Source organism: Dactylosporangium vinaceum, from assembly GCF_019904175.1.
In the GTDB taxonomy this organism is placed as follows: Bacteria; Actinomycetota; Actinomycetes; order Mycobacteriales; family Micromonosporaceae; genus Dactylosporangium; species Dactylosporangium vinaceum.
Map to the genome: position 1 here is coordinate 3,781,047 of NZ_CP061913.1, position 17,357 is coordinate 3,798,403.

Here is a 17,357-nt window from a genome sequence, read left to right on the forward strand (position 1 = left end):
CGTGGTGGGCGTCGGATTTTCTGGCGGTGAACGCTTCATCCCCCGATCCTGCTGCCGAAAATCGGGGGGTATCGGTCAGGGTGTTGTGGCAGGGTATCGCGATGGCCTCCGAGGAGCAGATCGGTCCACCCGGACGACGTGCCGAGCAGCAGGTACGGATAGTGCATCTGACCGGGCCGGTGTTCCGGGCTCTGGCCGATGGTGACCTCGCCGCCGCGAACGCGGTGAGCCCGGTACCTTTGTCGCCGCTGTTCATCGATGCGTCGTCGAGATACGTGTGGCAGATGCGTGCAGAACAGATCGCGATGGATCCGGCCAGCGCGGACTGGGTCAACGGCGTCATATGGTGTGAGCGGGAGAGACTGGCCGTCGGCCATGCCGGCTACCACGGACCGCCCGATCCTTCCGGAATGGTGGAGATCGGCTATACGGTCGACCCGGTGTACCGACGACGCGGCTATGCCCGCGCCGCATTGGAGACGCTGCTCCGGCGGGCGTCCTGCGAGCCACGCGTACGTACGGCGCGGGTGAGCATTCGACCGGACAACGTCGCCTCCTTCCAACTCGCGTCGCAGTACGGCTTTGTCAGGGTCGGTGAACAGTGGGACGACGTTGACGGTCTGGAGATCATCTACGAAGTTGAGATCCAGCACCCCTAGGCAGACAGAAGGCGTTTGGACATGCCGCGATCCGCTTGGCACGCCGAGACGTTCTTCGTCGCCGGTCGCGTGCACAAGCGCCAGCAGCACCTCGGGCGCGTGCGGGCGGCCGGCGGCGCCGCGCACGAACCGGTCGGTGTCGGCATCGAGGCGGGACCACGCCTCGGCGGGCAGGTCCGAGGCGTTCCTCGTGTACCGTCATCTGGAGACGGGCAACGCCTCAGGCGGGTGCTCCGTTCGGGTCGATCTTCCACCGCTGCAGGAACTCGCGGACGGTCAGCACGTCGAGCTGGTACCGGATCTGGTCGGCCAGGGTGCCATCCGTCCACGCGGGCATACGCAGCAGCGTCTGACCCGTGTCGCGGCGCGTGACTACGAGGTGGCCCCGGACGGCCGGGGTGGTCGCATCGGTGTTGGGGCTGCCGTCAGCGGCGAGCAGGAGCGCATCGACCACCTTGCCGGCGAGCGCCCATCGCCCGGCTGCCGGTGTCGTGACCAGCTCCATTGCGAGTTTGCTACGGGCAGGTGCGTCGAGGTCCACGTCATCTCCCGCCGTCTGCTCCGGGGTTCGCAGACAATCAGGCTAACCAGCGACGGCAAGCTCGGCGGCTAGGGCGACCCGGCGGCCGGGAAGCCGAAGTCGTGCAACCACCGGACCTTGACCAGGTGCACACTCGGCCGGCCGGAGGGCACGGTGAAGTCGGACCTGTTCCACGCGAGGGCGCGAATCCGAGCAGAACGGGACGGCACCGATGACTGAGCCCGAGGACCGGTTCGACGGCTGCCTGGAACAGCACCGCATCGAGCCACTTGGTCCGCCGCAGGGCGCCTACGAGCGCATCGCCCGCACCGCGCGCCGCCGGCGGGTGGCAAGGGTCGCCGCCATCTCCGCCACCGCGGTCGTCCTGTTCGCGGGCATCACCGGCCTTACGTACCGGATCGTCACCGCCCCCGCCCCGGTGCCGCCGCCCGGCGCCTCCAAGTCACCGTAGGTGCCGTCCCCGAACAGTCCTCACCGCCGCCACCGGGCGTGACCGGTTCACCGTCTGCGGCCGGCTCGCCGCTGACCCCGACCGCCGGTGTCACGACCCCGCAGCTCGTCCGCTGCCACACCGGCGACCTGCAGGTGACGATCGGTCCGGACCGGGCGGCGGAGCGCAGGACAGCCGCTACGTGTGGCTTGTCTTCACCAACGTAAATGGCGTCAACGTCCCATCCGTCTCGCCGATCGTCGCCGGCCTCATCGAGTGGCGATCGGCAATACGACAGACCTCAACCGGAGCCCCTCCCAGGCGTCATAGCAATCGTTGCACTCGATATCGACGCAGGGAGAAGCACTGATGAAAAAGCACTTGGCGGCACTTGTACTCGTCCCGCTCCTGCTGGCCGCCTGCGACCCGGTCGACGAGGCGGCCGGCGGGCCGTCCACGGCCCCTGGCGCCCCCTCCTCCGGCGCCGCCAGCTCCGGCTCGCCGGTCCCGGCGCAGTCCGCCCCGTCCAGCTCACCACCGCAATCCGGGCCCTCCCCGTCCAGCCAGCCCCGGCCCACGCAGTCGTCCGGCCCCGGCCGCTGCAGGACCGCCGATCTCCAGATCACGGCTCAGGGCGCTCCCGGCGGCGGAGCGGCGGGCTCGCAGTACAACTGGCTGGTCTTCACCAACATCTCCGCCCGCACCTGCACCCTCAACGGCTACCCCGGCGTCTCCCGCCTGGCCGGTCCGACCGGTCCGCAGATCAACGACCCGCTCCGCCGCGAAACCGGCGTCACGGTGGCCGAGGTCGTGCTGGCGCCCAACGCCGCCGCTCACGCCACCCTCCGCGAGGCCAACGTCGGCCAGTTCGACACCAACTGCAACCCGGTCGACCAGGACGGCTTCCGAATCTTCCCGCCCGGCGAGACCACGTCGTTCTTCCTGCCCTGGCACGAGCGGGCCTGCTCGGTCAATGGCACCAACGTGGGCGCCGTCTTCCCGGTCGTGGCCGGCCTGAGCGAAACCTCCTGACCGGCCCGCGGGCGTCCCGGCATTCCCGAGGACGCCCGCCCCGGGCACCCGTGGGCTGCTCGGCGCGCGGTCGTGCAGCGCCTCGTGCACGAACGAGTACCGCACCCCCAGGAATTTTTGCGTCGCGCAGCACTCGATGCGGATCCGAACGTCCGATCGGGCCGAACAAGGCGTCCATCACTGCGCTCTCGGCCCGACGCACGTCCTCTTCGACCTCGACCGAGTCACCCGGTTGCTCAGCTGCCATCGCCACAGTGTGACTGCCCAGCCGGCTTTGGTCACGAAACTTCGCGACGGCCGAACCGGGCGGTCCGGGATACATACGTCTGCCGCTGATGGTGTACCGGGCCAGTGCAGCCTGTCACGTTGCGTATCGCTTGTAGGGTGCCGGTGTGCGCTGCCTGTCTGAGCTCGTCGACGCCGTCGATCCGGCGTGGCCGGAGGTGGAGGCGGCTGCGGCCGCCGCGCCGTACCAGGTCGTCGTTCTGGCCGCCGACCCGCGCCGGGCTGACGAGGAGCTCCAGTTGTTGCAGGTTACAACGCGGTCGTGGTTGGGGGCGGTGGTCCATAGCAGCGGCGGCCTGGTGCTCGATCATGGGTGGCTGCGTGTCTTTGGATCAGAGCACGACGAACGTCGCCTGGCCAGTCTGAGCCAGGTCAATGACCACGTCGCTGGCGCAATGATCGTGGCGCAGGACGTGCTGGGCGGTCACCGCGTCGGATCGTCGTCACAACGAGCGGCAGGGCGCTGGCAAACGCCACGGCTCCCGGTACTGCCGAGTCCGGTGAGCTACGTGGTAGGTGCGCGCTCGGCTTCATCGAGGAGCACCTGGAGCCGATCCCGGCAGCGCAGCAAGAGTCCGGCGATCTCGTCGAAAGTCGCCGCGTTGACAGTGCTGTTGTCGAACCACATCGCCGCACGGCGGCCTGACTCTGCGCCAAGTAGCCTCCTGCGGCCTCGACCAGTCCGATGAACTCGTCCCGGTTGCGTGGTGACGCGAACTGGACCGACCCGCGCGCCGCTCGCAACGATTCCCCGGGAACGGCGAAGACCGCCGCCTGGTCGCCGCCCGCCTGATCAGCTCCGATCCACGCCAAGACATACTCAAGCTCCGCCGCGGCCAACGTCAGCCTGCCGACAGCCAGAATCATTTCATCGGTGACCCGCCGCATAGGCCAACCGTATCGGAGACCCTCTGAGGGAGCTCGTGCGCCGGCCGGCCAAATATCGTCAGGCTTCGTGGCATTGCTCCGGCCCCGCTGGTGCGAGCCGACCGCGCTCGGAGTCGGTGAGCGGTGGGAGAGGGATGCCTGCCTGGCGGGTTTGCCGGCGCGGTTTCCCTTTCGATCTTCTTTGGTGTGTCTTACATGTCCCTGAGGCCCCCGGTACTGCTGAACCGCTTGCCGGTGGTCGCGCGTACGGGCTTGCGGAAGGGTCGAACCGAGTACAGGAGGTCGCCTTGAAGCATGCCGCACCGGTGCCTGCGACATCGCTCGCCGAACTGTCGAAATCGTCGATCCGCCGCCGGCAGATCCTGCCGCGCCGTCATGCCGCCGGCCCGCGACCGGCCGTACCCACCGGCGGGACCGGGCTGGCTGTCGCCGCATTCGCGGCCGACTCGGCGAGTCTCGACCCGGTCATGGCGAGTTGGCTGAGTGTGGAACTGGGTGAGGGCCCGCCGCCGGAGCAGGTGCTGGACCGTGTCCTCGAGGCCCTGTCGAGCCTCTGAGCCAAGCCTTCTGCAGGGCCCCGACATGCATTGAAGGCCGCGGCGACGCCAATGTGAGCACGAGCAGGACTGTCTCCAAGGCGAGGAGTCTGCGGGCCCGGCAGCAAGGTGACGGTGACCGGGTCGATGCTGAGCAGGCGCTGGACCAGCGATGCACAAGTCTGGAAGCCCACGACTGTGCGTGGCCCCCGGTGTGCCATGCCCGCCAGGGGTCAAGTCCCCGCCAGTCCGCCGGCATCCGGATCTGCTGCATGGCGTGCTCGCGTTCGGACCGTGTTGACCGAGTGCATCGGCCAACACGACAGCTACGGTGGTCTCGTGCTTGAGCTCAGTCGCGTTGACCTGGAGGAGATCGCCGTCGCGTTGGCCGATCAGTCCGCCTACGAGCACCGATACCTGATCAACCCGCAGACCGGGGAGATCGTGTTCTGGACCTCGGATACCGGCATCGATGGCGAGACGCCCGTTGCCCTCGAGGAGCTGGACCTGATCTGCATTGATCCATTGCCGTCGCACGTCTGGTACCAGGACATGGCGGACTTCGCCGGCCAAGTCGGTGATGAACAGGCCGGGCGACGGCTCGAGCGGGCCATTCGCGGCAAGGGCGCGTTCCGCCGGTTCAAGGACGAGCTGCACGAAAGATATCCAGACCTCCTCCCGGCCTGGACCGCCTTCCGCGACACCCGCGCCCGCCGACGCGCAGTCGACTGGCTGGAAAGCAATTCACTCATCGACAACAACACGGCGACGCGATACCGCGACGAGCATCCCGAACCCGACGTACCGGCAACCACCGCTTGATCACGCTCGCGCTCATGTCGCCGTTGGTGCGTGGCGGCCGGCCAGATCTCATCACCGACGGTGGCCGTCCTCGCCGAGGGCGCGGCCGCCTGCCCTGCTGATGAGGGCTCACTCGATCGGGTCGGCAGGCCGGCGTGCCATGCCTCTGCGGAGGCTCACTTCCCGCATCCTGGCCGACGTCGAGGGTTGCACGTACCGCCGATGTCGGGTCCACGGCGTCGGCGATGATAGATCTTCCATGGCGAGATCGACCGCCGGAACACGAGGGGCAGTGGCGCGATGAGGACGAGTCGGCTCGAAGCGTTCAGCGATGGAGTGCTGGCCATCATCATCACGATCATGGTGTTGGAACTGAAGCCGCCGGGCGGGCACGAACTTTCGGACCTGGTGCACTCGACCGGCATCGGGCTGTTGACGTACCTGCTCAGCTTCGCCTACGTCGGCATCTACTGGAACAACCACCACCACATGTTCCACCTGGTCCAGCGGGTCAACGGCGCGACGCTGTGGGCGAACCTCGCACTGTTGTTCTGCCTGTCGCTGTTCCCGCTCACCACGGCCTGGGTGGACGAATCGAGGTTCGCGCAGACCCCGGTTGTGATCTACGGCGTCAACATGCTGGCCGCGGCTGTGGCGTACTACGTGCTGCAGATGGTGATCATCCGCTCGCAGGGCGCCGAGTCCCCGCTCCGGCGGGCGGTCGGCAGCGACATGAAGGGCAAGATCTCACCGGTGGTGTACCTCACCGGGATCGTCAGCGCACTGGCGATTGACCCCGGTGGGCACGTCGGCGTGGGGATCGCCCTCGCCTGCTACATCGCGGTGGCAATCATGTGGATCGTGCCGGACCCCCGCATTGACCGTATCGTCCGCGACCACGAAACCTCCGACTGACGCATGCCCGCGAAGGAGACATCCGCATCTGCGCCGTTGGTGCGGGCGGTCGACCGGAGCTCGTCACCGCCAGTGACCCGCGTGGCGAGGTCCTAGCTCACGGACATCTTGCCCCGGGCATTGGGGCCTTTCGGTCGTTGGAGAAGGTTCCACGACCGCTACTTCTGGTCTCGGGTTCGGCGCCGCACAGCTGCTGCCACCTCCGGCGGTAGCTCGTCGGCTTGGTCCGTGGTCCGTCCAGGCCGTAGAAAATCGAACAGCAGCACCGTGCGCGTGTGCGCGGAATAGTTCCACGCCTCATGAACGACGGTGTCGTCGAACACGAGCAGGTCTCCTTCGCGCCAGAGCCGGGTCTGCGAGCCGACCCGCAAGGCGCAGTCGCCGTCTGGCACCACCAAGCCCAGGTGAGCGCGGTGGACAGTCGTGACCCAGCCCTGATGGGGCTTGATGTGAGTCCCGGCATCCATGCGGGAGAAGCCCGCGGTCGTGAGGCCCGGGATCTGACTCAGCGCATCTGCGGTGCGGGGGCAGTTCATCAGCGCCGCGTCGATACGGGTGCCGAACGCGACGAGTCCGTAGACGCTCCAGCCAGTTCCGTACATCTCGCGTTGGACCCACGGCTCGAACGATTCGTCGCCCAGCGTCAAACACTCCGCCCGGATGTCTCGCCAAGCTCGCCGAAGATCGGCCAGGAACGGAAACTGCTCACCGTCAACGAACACACCGAACCTCCACCACCCGCTGTTGGCGCACATCGAACGACCGGCGGCCAGCGCCCCCACTCGCGCGCTGGACAGTACCGCACCGTACCGACGTTCCCGGTCCAAGATCATCTGCGCGGACGTAGCTGCAGAGGTTGCCTCTCATGCCGATGTGTGTGCGCGCCGAAGCCGCTGCCGTCCGCAGAAACGATCGAAGATCAGGCGGTTGGCGGAGGCTCTGCACCGTGCGGTAACGACCGATAATCGCACAATGAAGTACAGTCATGCGTGTCCCAAATGTCATGCGTCGGACATCATTCGCATTCCGGGCCACACAGGTCCGTACGGATCCGGTAACAACATCCCGGTAGGCCCGTTCACAACGCCTGTCCCGGTCGCTCGCTATGTATGCCTGAACTGCGGCTTCGTCGAAGAGTGGATAGACGCGCCGCAGCATCTTGCCAAGCTTCGCGAAAAGTTCGGGCCGAGGAGCCCAGCCTGACGGCCTGGGTGTCCCGCCAGGTCGACCACTGGTGGCTGCACGCCCGCCCCTCTTGCCGCGACTAGGCAAATTCAGCGGTCCATACCCTGCCACCGGTGAGGCGCCTGGCAAGCGCTCTTGGTTTCCGCATCTGCCGCGATCCGATCGCTGCGGAGGGTGATGGTTGGCTCGCCGGCTTCGGCCGATGGATGCGGCGATGGGTCTGCACCCGAGTCCCCGGTCTCGCTTTCTCGGCAAGTGATGCTTGCTCAAGCCTTGATAATGCAGGAATGCAGGAGCCGGTCGGGGAGTTCACGTCCGCGGTGGACGGTGATGTGACGTCGGTCAAGACCGTGCCCGGGTGGGTGGGGCCGGTCTTCGCGTTGCTAGCGCTGGCCACGGTACCGTGGGTGGCCTTTCTGGCGGTCACATTGCCGAGACATGCCACCTTCGCACACTATCGCGGGGTTTGGGTGGGTTTCGATACGGCGCTGGTCGCGGTGCTCGCGCTGACCGGGTATATGGGGTGGCGCGGTCGGCCCTGGGTCGCGCTCGCGGCGACCGCGGCGGCCACGATGCTGCTGGTGGACGCGTGGTTCGACGTGATGACCACGCCGCTCGGCTACGGTTTGCTGTTGTCCATCGCGCTGGCGATCCTGGTCGAGCTGCCGCTCGCGGCGATCTGCCTGTGGATCGCCCTGCACGCCGAAATGGTCATCGCGAACCGATTGGTGATCCTGCGCCGCCGGGCGCGGCGGACCGGGGCGCGATCGGTCCGCGGGGCGGGTCGGCGTTAGGCCGTGTTTCGTAAGGCGTTGATGTTCCGGCGTGGCCGTGATCGATAACTGAGGAGGTCTCCGGTAGGTGGTTTAGCGACCAAGCAAAACCGAATACCAGACCGGAGACCTCGTGCCGAGCGTAGCGGTTGCGAGGCGTCATGACCTGACCGACGCGCAGTGGGCGGCGTTGGAGCCGTTCGCGCCTGCATGGCCCAGTACGATCTGGACCCGGACCGGAACTGATACGTGATCGCCGACCAGCGTCCATCGGTTATGGCTCGGGGTGCCGCCGTTGCCGACGCGGGTTTGATCCCATTAGCGATCGCGGCTGCGACCCGGTCGATGACATGCCTGGTCAGTTCGCCGTGCAGCCAGGTCTGGTCGCCGTCGGCGCGTTCGGCGGCCTGGAATTCGGCCATCCGTCGGACGCTGGCTCTGAAGCCAGGGTCCTGCAACAGCTCCGCCGGCTCGATCAGGCTTCGACGTGCTCGGCGGTGGGATCGTCAGGCAGGTCCGGCACCGCCGCACGCAGCAGCTCCACCAGCCCCGGGTTGGCGTCGACGGCGCCGAACGTGCTGTCGATGAAGTCGTGGATGAGCCGGTGACGTTCGGCCTCGGACTGTTGCACGATGCGGTGCATGAGTTCCATCTCCTCAGGACTGGAGTTACGTTTCGCCACTGCCCGCAGGACCGCCCGGCGCAGCCGGAGCACGCGGATCTGCACGTCGAGCGCCTCGGCATGGGCGGCTGCGGCGTGTGCCACGGTGAGCTCGTCGGCGAGCACCCGGTTGATACTGGCCAGGTCGACCCCGAGTTCACGCAATGTGCGGATGAGGTCCAGGCGGGCGCTGCGGCCGGGTCGTAGCGGCGATGGTTGGCGGAACTACGATGTGCGGGCGGTAGAACGCCGGCATCGGAGTAGAACCTGATCGTGCGGACCGGCAGACCGGTCCGCCGAGCCAGGTCCCGATCGAGTACAGCGCCCTGTGATCCGCGCCAACGATCCTCATACCTCCACCAGGTGGAGATGCAACCCGCCGGTCATCTCCCGGAACCCGTCGATTGAGCCGCCGTCGATCGAATCCGACCCCAGCACCCGAACTCGTGCCCAGGCTGCGATCCTCCGACCTGGACCCGACGAATTGTGCATCCGTTCACGGCTGCGGTTCGTTCGCCGCAGGTCGTCCGGTCAATCCACTTCTGGTCCCGCATGCCCCGACAGGCATTGCCAACCGGTCGCCGAGTTCACCCAGGTCTGGGTCAACCGCAGACGGTAGGTTTCCTGCGTGCCGTCGCGGCTCACCACGTCCACGACGAGTGCTGTCAGCACTGCGACCGCGTCTCCAACGATCTGTACATCGATGTCCTCCAGCATCTGATCGACCCACACCAGACCGCCGCCAACGTTGCCGGCCAGGTAGCCCTCGCGATCGAGAACGACTCCTCGGTACGTGGTTCACCGCAGCTGCGGATGCAACAGGGCCGCCAGCTGGCGCCGGTCACCGACCACGAGAGCCGCCGATCGTGCTCGCGCCGCTGTCATTACCGCCTGCATCGCTTCGTCAATGGCCATGCTGCTGATCCTGCCCGACGCACTCATTTGGCGCTGGCGCAGTGCGGATCTTGGTACGCGGTCGACGGACAGAGCGTGCGCTGCTGGGCGGCGGCCAATGGCTCGCACTGAGGCGGGCCGCAACGGGGCAGGTAGTGGCCGCGGTCAACAGGGTGGGGCGGGAGCCCGGCTCACGGGACGCAGCGGCGGGCGGCGCATGGCAGGATAGGCGCTCGCATGGAGCCATCTCCGTGCTTCGATCCCGCTGCCAGGCACCGGAACCGAAGTCTCACCATCGAACCCGGAAGTGAAGCCCCGATGCGCAACACCAAATCCGCCCTCCTCGGCGTCCTCGCCGGGGTGGCCATCCTCGCGTCCGGCTGCAGTGGCGGCGCCTCCAGTGCCCAGCCGGAGGGCCAGGCCACGACCACGACCACGACGGCGACGACGAGCTCCGCCAGCGCCAAGGCCGAGAGCAGCGCCGCCGCCGACGACACCAAGGCGGCCTGTGCCACCGTCAACGGCGACGTGCGAAGCACCCTGGCCAAGGTCGCCGATGCCGAGAAGATCGGGCCGCCGGCCGGTTACAACGCGGTCAGCGCCCAGTACTCCGCCGGTGCCGCCGTGCTCTACTCGCACGCGTTCAACACCAGCGCGCAGGTCAACGACGCCGCCAAGAAGGTCGCCGACGCCATGGGGGCGATCGCCGACGAGTGGGCGAAGAATCCGCAGCAGAAGCCCAGCACCGCCGGCCTCGACGCCGCGCTCGACCAGCTCAAGGCCGTCTGCGGAGCGGCCTGAAATTCGCGTGAGCCCGTCGATCACGGCACCCACCGCGGCGCGGCAGTCGGCCGGCCCGACAGGCGACTGGAAGAGCGGGCAGCACGAGCACTTCGCGACCGGCGGCGGCGCTCGGCAGCAGTTCTTCCCCGGACACCTGGGCTCCGTTGGTCATGAACGAAAGTCTGGCCTATGCCGAGGTGACCCCGTCAGGCGCACGCAAATGCCGCGAGGTGCCCTCCATGGCGTGCGCCGCTGACGCCCGGCGTCCCGCTTCGGACTGCACTTCGGCGAGGCCGGTTGTATTTTCTCGGCTGCCCGGTGCTCTGTCAGGAAGGAACCGATCGGAGGAACAGATCATGCAACCGTGGCAGCAGGCCCACCAGCAAGCCGCTCAACGCGCCCACAACCAGGCCGCCCAGCACGCTCAACAGGCCCATCAGCACGCCGCGCGCCAGCACCACGAATCGTCGCGGCGCTTCCGCGACAATGGCCACCCGTACCCGGTGAACACAGACTATCGGCCCCGCACAGCCGCCGGCCGCTTCGCCGCCGGGGTGTTCACAGTCATCGGGGTGCTCTTCGCCCTTGCGGTGGTCGGCTTCATCGGCACCATCGCCTATCTGATCATCACCGGGCGCTGATCCGCCCGCGCAGTCAACCAGCTCGGCCAACATATCGGTGCTGCCCATGACGAGCCTGGCGCTACCGTGCTGTGGTGACGGAGCCGGGCCCAGTACTCGTCGAACTACCGCAACCAAGGTCGCTCACCGAAGCGGAGCGTGCCCTGGTGATTCGCCTGGTGGAGTTCGCTGCTGTCGCCGACCTCGTCGAGCAGGTCACGACGGTGCGTGTCGTATCGACCTGCCGCTGTGGCTGCGCATCGGTAGGCCTGCGCAGCGATGGACCGCCGGTCCCCGCGACCGTGGTTGCGCGGCTGAGCGCCACCGGACGCGACGACTACTTCGCCATAGCGGCATCCGGCGACGATGTTCGCGTCGTGCTGCACATCCTCGGCGGGTTCGTCGAAGAGCTGGAGATGTTCGCGGGTGAGGGGGTCCAGGTCGCCGCGCCGCACGTCGACAGCGTGACCCGCCTCTGGATCGGATGACGTTCACGCCGAACCGTGCCGCCGATCGTGCGCGTCGGCCGGTTCTGGTGGGGGACGGGCCGAACCTCCTCGCCGGGCCCCCGGATGCGGGTTGTACCCCAGCACCACCCTGAAGCCGGATGGGAGCGCTACTGCCTCTGGGGCGGTGCCCGAACGGCGGCCGCGGGAGGGAGTCAGGTGTCGCCGGCTGACCGGCCAGTACCGCGCTCTGCGCGGCTGAAACCGCCGGGGACGAGCTAGGGTGGGTGGTGGTGCGCCGGGAAGTCTGGTCGGCAGTCGGACGATGCTGCCTGGAGGACACTCGTGAACGCCACCTCACCCAGCCGGTTCACCGTGTTCGGTCGCGGCTCCTGGCTCGAAGCCCGCCGTATCGGGGACGTCCTGCGTACCGAGACCATCGGCGGCGCGCTGCTGCTGGCCGCCGCGGTCGTCGCCATGATCTGGGCGAACTCGCCATGGTCGGCTTCATACGACACGGTCCGCGGCTACCGCGTCGGCCCGGCGGGTCTGCACCTGGACCTGTCGATCGCGGCGTGGGCCGCCGACGGCCTGCTGGCGATCTTCTTCTTCGTCGCGGGCCTCGAGCTCAAACGCGAGTTCGTCGCCGGCGATCTGCGCGACGCGCGCCGCGCTGCGGTGCCCATCGCCGCCGCGGTCGGCGGTGTCATCGTCCCCGGGTTGTTGTACACCGCGATCGCCGCAGGCGCCGGGGCCGACGCAGTGCGGGGCTGGGCGATCCCGACCGCGACCGACATCGCGTTCGCCCTTGCCGTCCTGGCGGTGATCGGCCGGCACCTGCCGACCGCGCTGCGCACGTTCCTGCTCACCCTCGCCGTCGTCGATGACCTCATCGCGATCGCGATCATCGCCGTGTTCTACACCACCAGCCTGGCCGTCCTGCCACTGCTGGCTGCGGTGGTGCCGCTGGGCGCGTTCACGGTCCTGGTCCAGCGCCGGGTCCGGTCGTGGTGGATCCTGCTGCCGCTGGCCGCCGTCACCTGGGCGCTGGTCCACGCCTCCGGCATTCACGCGACCGTCGCCGGTGTCCTGCTCGGCTTCGCCGTGCCCGTGCTGCGCAGTGAACGGGCCGGCGGCCCCGACGCTGGACCGGGGCTGGCGGAGCACTTCGAGCACCGCTTCCGCCCGCTGTCGGCCGGGCTGGCCGTGCCGGTGTTCGCACTGCTGTCCGCCGGCGTGACCATCGGCGGGCTGTCCGGACTCGTCGACGCCTGGACCGACCGGGTCGCGATCGGCATCATCGTCGGGCTCGTCGCCGGCAAGGTCATCGGGATCGTCGGCGGCACCTGGCTGGTCGCCCGGTTCACCAAGGCGCGCCTCGACGAGGGACTGAACTGGGCCGACGTCGTCGGTGTCGGGCTGCTCGGCGGCATCGGCTTCACCGTGTCCCTGCTCATCGGCGAGCTGTCGTTCGGGCCCGGCAACGACCGGGAAGGCTACGCCAAGATCGCGGTGCTCAGCGGATCGCTGCTCGCCGGACTTCTCGCCGCGGTCCTGCTGCGGCTGCGGAACCGTACCTACCGGCGGCTGCACGAAGCGGAAACGGTCGACGCCGACCACGACGGCGTCCCGGACGTCTACGAGGCGACATAGGCGTGCCTCCGCGGCTTGGCCGCAGCAATGACCCGGTGCACGAATCCCTTGGCGCCTCAGTCGGCTCCTGGACAGGACGCTACCGATGTCGGTGGCACGCTGTGCGGTATCTCGCGATCGGAGGCCGAATTGAAGATCAGCGTGCGGGAAGTGCTGAGCCTGATGATCGGCCTCGGCGGCGTCGCTCTGCTGGCAAGCGGGATCTACCACCTTCTCGACGTCGGCACCTGCGGGACGGGCGGCCCCCACGTGATCGCTCGCGAGTGCCCGCAGGGCTCCGGGATCTGGGGCGTGCTTCTGCCCATCGGCCTGTTCCTGTGGTTCATCGGCCTGTTCGTGAGCAAGCAGGGGCTGGTCAAACCCGGCGCCGGGCAGATCGTGTGGAGCGCGCTGTTCGCCGGCGGCGGCTTCGCCCTGCTGTACCTGGTCCTCACACAGCCGGACCTCGGCCCCGGCGCGGAGCTCGCCGCCTACATCATGGCCGCGGTGTTCCTCCCCCTCGGCGTCGGCATCTGGATCCCCAGCCTGCTCAAGCTGCGGCGCAAGCCGCCCGGCGGCCCGGAAGCGCAGACCACCGAGGCCACGGTCGCCGGCGACCGCACGGCCTGGATGCAGCAACTGCACCGGCTGCTCGGCGACGAGGCGCTGACGCGGGCCGAGTTCGATCGGCTCGCGCGCGATCCCGCCGGGTCTGGCGGCCGGGTTGCTCTGATCCAGCAGCTGGCCGACCTGAGGGCGTCGGGCCTGCTGTCCGCGGAGGAGTTCACTGCCAAAAAGCACACCGTCCTGCTCGGCGATTCCGGCCGAGCGGCCGGATGACGCACAGACCACGCAGCCGCGGGTCGGATCGGCGGAGGTACCCATGCCCAAGCTCCATCGAGAGCCGTTCGGAGCGGGAGTTGCGGCCCTGGTCGCCGAGGCTGCAGCCCGATTTGCCCGCGGCCGGCAGCGCGATCTGTGGAAACGAGGTGGCGGCGTGAAGGCTCCGGTGGATTGCCGGTCCGCGGGGCGGGCCGGGGATCCGGCGCATCGGCGTGCGCCCGAGTGCCGGGTGGGCACCAGATGACCCGGCGCAGTACGTCCCGGCTCGGACGCTGGATGATCAACATTGTGCTGTTCGGCGTCGCGTTCATGGTCGCGTGCATACCGGTCGGCATTCTCGGCTCGTCGAACATCGTCTGGGGCGAGGACAACCAGTACGGCCGAGTCCCCATTCCCGGCAACACTGTGCTTCATCTGCCGGCCGGCTCCGTCCGGGTGAGCGTGGCGATCGCCCTGCCGGGCCGGGGCAACGCGACGCCGGATCTGCCGTTCCCGCCTGACCTGGCGCTGACCCTGACCCCGCTGGACACCACGAGCGGACAACCGGCCGTGACTCGGATCGACGCGACAAGCAGCAACGCCGACGACAACTCGGTCAACACCCAACGGCAGGCGTGGACGGTGCACATCCCGCAAGACGGGTCCTACCGGGTGACGGTGCAGGGCAGCTTCGACCGCGTCGGCGTCAACCCCCAACTGTGGTTCGGGCACGGGCCGCCCCTGCCTGGCCGGTTCGTGCCGCTGGTCGGCCTGGGCCTGGTCATCGTCGCGTACACCCTCTGGTTCGTCGTGGTGCGGCCACGCCGCCGGTCGTCCTCGCCGGCGACAGCGGGGCCGGCGGCCGGGCTCACCACCTGGCGCCGGCCGCTGCGGTCCGCCGCCGGCCCGGCGCGTGAGCCCCGTCCGTCCGGCGAGCCTCCCGAGCGAGGAGCACGGCCCGACCCCGCCATCGCGCCGGCCGATTCAGTCGACCGCCTGGCGAAGCTGGCCGACCTCCACGACCGGGGCGCACTGACCGACGCCGAGTTCGCCACCGAAAAGGCGAAGATCATCAATGGTCCGTGACGCCACCCCGCTGGGCGCGCACGTGGTGTGCCTGGGCGGCAGACCGCGATGCGGCCAGCCGCCGAGCCCTCAGCAGCCGGACGTCAGGCCAGGCGGGCCGGGAAGCCGCCGGTCGCCACCGGACCCCAGCGCTCGATGGTGACGCGGATCAGCGATTTGTTCTGGTCGCGCATGGCCTGGCGGTACTCGTCCCAGTCCGGGTGCTCACCGGAGATGCACCGGAAGTACTCGACGAGGGGCTCGAGGGCCTCGGGCATGTCGAGGACCTCGGCGGTGCCGTCGACCTGCACCCAGGCGTCGTTCCACTCGTCGGACAGGACCAGCACCGACACCCGTGGGTCGCGGCGCAGGTTGGCGGCCTTGGCGCGCTCCGGATACGTCGAGATGACGATGCGGCCCTCGGTGTCGACGCCGCAGCTCACCGGCGACGCCTGCGGGCGGCCGTCGGTGCGGGTGGTGATAACGATGCCGTGGTGTCGGGTGCTGAGGAATTCGACGAGCGCGGCCCGGTCGACGGTGTCGTTCGTCGCGATTTTGCGTGCCATGCCTGTGACGGTACCCAAGCAGCGATCTGGCTCTTGAGAGGGAGGCTCTTCCCCGGCCGGCCGGTACAGAATGACGGCATGCGTGTGAGGGCCGTCGACCTGCTCATCGCCGTGGCCGTGGCCGCCGCGACGACGTTCCCGCCGCTGTGGTATCTGCCGTTCGACTGGCGCACCCTGGCGCTGGGGCTGCTGGCGTCGCTGCCGCTGATCTGGCGGCGGCAGGCGCCGATCGTTGTCGCGTCGCTGATCGGCATCGGCACGACCTGGCTGTCGGTGCTGCACCTGCTGCCCGACATGCCGTACGGGCAGCTCGTCGCCACCTACACCTGGGCCGAGCTGGCCACGCCGCGCTGGCGGGTCGCGTCGATCGCGGCCACCACTGCCGGCGTCGTGTTCTCCCTGGTCGTGCCGCAGGAAAACCCGCCCTCCTTCGGGTACGTCGGTCTGATGTTCGTCACCGCCTACGCCCTCGGCGCCGGGGTGCGGGGCCGCCGTGACCGCATCGCGTTCCTGGAGGAGCGCACCCGCCGCCTCACCGAGGAGCAGGCGGCCGCGGCGACGAACGAGCGGGCCCGGATCGCCCGCGACATGCACGACGTCCTCGCCCACTCGGTCGGGCTCATGGTCGTGCAGGCCGAGGGCGGCGCGTCGGTGGTGCGATCGGACCAGGACCGGGCCGAGGCCGCCTTCGACGCCATCGCCGAGACCGGCCGGGAGGCGCTCGTGCAGCTGCGGCACGCACTCGGCGTCTTGCGGGAGCAGGCCCCCGAGGCCGCCGGGCTCGACGCCATACCGTCGCTCGTCGAACGGGCCCGCCGCACCGGCCTCGACGTGCGCCTCGAACGGGGGCCGGTGCTGGCGCTGCCGGAGGAGACGGGCGCGACGGCGTTCCGGGTCGTACAGGAGGCGCTCACCAACGTGGTCAAGCACGCCGGCGCCCAGCGGGTCCTCGTGACCCTGCACGGCGGCGACCGGGCCGTCGAGATCACCGTCCGCGACGATGGCCGGGGCGGGACAGCGGTCTACGGGCACGGCCTGTCCGGCATGCTGGAGCGGGTCCAGGCCGCCGGCGGCACCCTGCGCACCGGGCCGCGCGGCGACGACGGGCCCGGCTTCGAGGTGGCCGCAACCCTGCCGATCGGTGGCCGGCAGTGACCCTGCGTGTCGTCGTCGCCGACGATCAGGACCTGGTCCGCGGCGGGCTGTGCATGATCCTCGGCTCGCAGCCGGACATCGCCGTCGTCGGTGAGGCGTCCGACGGGCGGCAGGCAGTACACACCACAATGACCGAAATGCCGGATGTGGTACTCATGGATGTCCGCATGCCCGTGATGGACGGGATCGCGGCGACCCGGGAGATCTGCGCGGCGACACCGGCCCGGGTGCTCGTGCTGACCACGTTCGACCTCGACGAGTACGTCTACGACGCCCTGCAGGCCGGGGCCAGCGGCTTCCTCCTCAAGGACATGCACCGCACCGCCCTCGTCTCGGCCGTGCGCACCGTCGCCGCCGGCACCTCCCTGCTCGCCCCGGCCGTGACCCGCCGCCTCATCGCCGACGTCCTGCGCCAGCGCTCGGCTCCGGCCGCCCCCGACCGCCGCCTCGACGCCCTCACACCCCGCGAACGCGACATTCTGCGCGAGGTCGCCCGCGGCCAGTCCAACGCCGAGATCGCCGCCGCCCTGTTCGTCACGGAGCACACGGTGAAGACGCACGTGTCGAATCTGCTGGCCAAGCTCGGTCTGCGCGACCGGGTCCAGGCGGTCGTCCTCGCGTACGAGTCCGGGCTGGTCCGTCCGGCCGGATAGTCAAGTCTTGCCGCT

The 17,357-nt window shown here is 69.0% G+C and carries 21 protein-coding genes and 1 pseudogene; 15 read left to right on the top strand and 7 right to left on the bottom strand.

The annotated features are described in order from the left end of the window. Positions 1–101 precede the first annotated feature (101 nt). On the top strand, positions 102–659 hold the full coding sequence (locus Dvina_RS16950; protein WP_223103439.1) for a GNAT family N-acetyltransferase: 558 nt from the start codon (positions 102–104) through the stop codon (positions 657–659). 220 nt (positions 660–879) lie between these two features. Here the strand turns inward: Dvina_RS16950 and Dvina_RS16955 are convergent, their stop codons facing one another. Beyond that, positions 880–1,164, bottom strand: a complete 285-nt coding sequence (locus Dvina_RS16955) for a hypothetical protein (protein ID WP_223103440.1) — start codon at positions 1,162–1,164, stop codon at positions 880–882. A gap of 247 nt (positions 1,165–1,411) precedes the next feature. Here Dvina_RS16955 and Dvina_RS16960 point away from each other — a divergent pair, with 247 nt between their 5' ends. From Dvina_RS16960 to Dvina_RS16985, 6 genes are all read left to right on the top strand, one after another. Beyond that, positions 1,412–1,651, top strand: a complete 240-nt coding sequence (locus Dvina_RS16960) for a hypothetical protein (RefSeq protein ID WP_223103441.1) — start codon at positions 1,412–1,414, stop codon at positions 1,649–1,651. Positions 1,652–1,999: 348 nt separating this feature from the next. Beyond that, positions 2,000–2,662 (top strand): DUF4232 domain-containing protein, encoded by a 663-nt coding sequence (locus Dvina_RS16965; RefSeq protein WP_223103442.1) that lies wholly within the window; start codon positions 2,000–2,002, stop codon positions 2,660–2,662. Between the two features lie 443 nt (positions 2,663–3,105). Beyond that, the gene (locus Dvina_RS55720; RefSeq protein WP_425516565.1) at positions 3,106–3,636 is read left to right on the top strand and encodes a DUF2625 family protein; all 531 of its coding nucleotides are present in this window, start codon (positions 3,106–3,108) and stop codon (positions 3,634–3,636) included. Positions 3,637–4,140: 504 nt separating this feature from the next. Next, complete coding sequence (locus tag Dvina_RS16975) at positions 4,141–4,392, top strand: hypothetical protein (protein WP_223103444.1); 252 nt, start codon at positions 4,141–4,143, stop codon at positions 4,390–4,392. A gap of 318 nt (positions 4,393–4,710) precedes the next feature. Then, on the top strand, positions 4,711–5,193 hold the full coding sequence (locus tag Dvina_RS16980; protein ID WP_223103445.1) for a UPF0158 family protein: 483 nt from the start codon (positions 4,711–4,713) through the stop codon (positions 5,191–5,193). 279 nt (positions 5,194–5,472) lie between these two features. Then, positions 5,473–6,087: a TMEM175 family protein gene (locus Dvina_RS16985; protein WP_223103446.1), complete on the top strand. Its 615-nt coding sequence runs from the start codon at positions 5,473–5,475 to the stop codon at positions 6,085–6,087. Positions 6,088–6,245: 158 nt separating this feature from the next. On the opposite strand, the gene Dvina_RS16990 is transcribed toward Dvina_RS16985, so the two are convergent. Beyond that, positions 6,246–6,809, bottom strand: a complete 564-nt coding sequence (locus Dvina_RS16990) for an aspartyl/asparaginyl beta-hydroxylase domain-containing protein (RefSeq protein WP_223103447.1) — start codon at positions 6,807–6,809, stop codon at positions 6,246–6,248. A gap of 750 nt (positions 6,810–7,559) precedes the next feature. Between Dvina_RS16990 and Dvina_RS16995 the strand changes: the two genes are divergently transcribed. After that, positions 7,560–8,066, top strand: a complete 507-nt coding sequence (locus tag Dvina_RS16995; protein ID WP_223103448.1) for a hypothetical protein — start codon at positions 7,560–7,562, stop codon at positions 8,064–8,066. A 454-nt stretch (positions 8,067–8,520) separates the two neighbouring features. Here Dvina_RS16995 and Dvina_RS54265 read toward each other — a convergent pair whose 3' ends face one another. From Dvina_RS54265 to Dvina_RS17005, 3 genes and pseudogenes are all read right to left on the bottom strand, one after another. Then, entirely contained in the window at positions 8,521–8,832 is a 312-nt protein-coding gene (locus Dvina_RS54265; RefSeq protein WP_246656264.1) for a hypothetical protein, read from the bottom strand. A gap of 119 nt (positions 8,833–8,951) precedes the next feature. Next, a pseudogene (locus Dvina_RS55725) lies at positions 8,952–9,077 on the bottom strand (hypothetical protein); the annotation flags it as partial. A gap of 160 nt (positions 9,078–9,237) precedes the next feature. After that, positions 9,238–9,438, bottom strand: coding sequence for a nuclear transport factor 2 family protein (locus Dvina_RS17005; protein ID WP_246656265.1), 201 nt, complete (start codon positions 9,436–9,438; stop codon positions 9,238–9,240). 480 nt (positions 9,439–9,918) lie between these two features. On the opposite strand from Dvina_RS17005, the gene Dvina_RS17010 reads away from it, so the two are divergent. After that, complete coding sequence (locus tag Dvina_RS17010; protein WP_223103449.1) at positions 9,919–10,401, top strand: hypothetical protein; 483 nt, start codon at positions 9,919–9,921, stop codon at positions 10,399–10,401. A gap of 308 nt (positions 10,402–10,709) precedes the next feature. Here the strand turns inward: Dvina_RS17010 and Dvina_RS17015 are convergent, their stop codons facing one another. Next, entirely contained in the window at positions 10,710–11,072 is a 363-nt protein-coding gene (locus Dvina_RS17015) for a hypothetical protein (RefSeq protein WP_223103450.1), read from the bottom strand. Between the two features lie 98 nt (positions 11,073–11,170). Between Dvina_RS17015 and Dvina_RS17020 the strand changes: the two genes are divergently transcribed. The 4 genes from Dvina_RS17020 (at position 11,171) to Dvina_RS17035 (ending at position 14,989) form a co-directional block, all read left to right on the top strand. Further along, positions 11,171–11,491 (top strand): hypothetical protein, encoded by a 321-nt coding sequence (locus Dvina_RS17020; protein WP_223103451.1) that lies wholly within the window; start codon positions 11,171–11,173, stop codon positions 11,489–11,491. 333 nt (positions 11,492–11,824) lie between these two features. Continuing rightward, positions 11,825–13,102, top strand: coding sequence for a Na+/H+ antiporter NhaA (nhaA, locus tag Dvina_RS17025; protein ID WP_246656544.1), 1,278 nt, complete (start codon positions 11,825–11,827; stop codon positions 13,100–13,102). 129 nt (positions 13,103–13,231) lie between these two features. Next, on the top strand, positions 13,232–13,921 hold the full coding sequence (locus tag Dvina_RS17030; protein ID WP_223103453.1) for an SHOCT domain-containing protein: 690 nt from the start codon (positions 13,232–13,234) through the stop codon (positions 13,919–13,921). A gap of 279 nt (positions 13,922–14,200) precedes the next feature. Continuing rightward, positions 14,201–14,989, top strand: a complete 789-nt coding sequence (locus tag Dvina_RS17035; RefSeq protein ID WP_223103454.1) for an SHOCT domain-containing protein — start codon at positions 14,201–14,203, stop codon at positions 14,987–14,989. 83 nt (positions 14,990–15,072) lie between these two features. Here Dvina_RS17035 and Dvina_RS17040 read toward each other — a convergent pair whose 3' ends face one another. Then, positions 15,073–15,534: a PPOX class F420-dependent oxidoreductase gene (locus Dvina_RS17040; RefSeq protein WP_223103455.1), complete on the bottom strand. Its 462-nt coding sequence runs from the start codon at positions 15,532–15,534 to the stop codon at positions 15,073–15,075. Between the two features lie 78 nt (positions 15,535–15,612). Here Dvina_RS17040 and Dvina_RS17045 point away from each other — a divergent pair, with 78 nt between their 5' ends. Next, the gene (locus tag Dvina_RS17045) at positions 15,613–16,689 is read left to right on the top strand and encodes a sensor histidine kinase (protein WP_223103456.1); all 1,077 of its coding nucleotides are present in this window, start codon (positions 15,613–15,615) and stop codon (positions 16,687–16,689) included. Next, positions 16,686–17,342 (top strand): response regulator, encoded by a 657-nt coding sequence (locus tag Dvina_RS17050; protein ID WP_223103457.1) that lies wholly within the window; start codon positions 16,686–16,688, stop codon positions 17,340–17,342. Before Dvina_RS17045 ends, Dvina_RS17050 begins: the two co-directional genes overlap by 4 nt. The last annotated feature ends 15 nt before the right edge of the window (positions 17,343–17,357 follow it).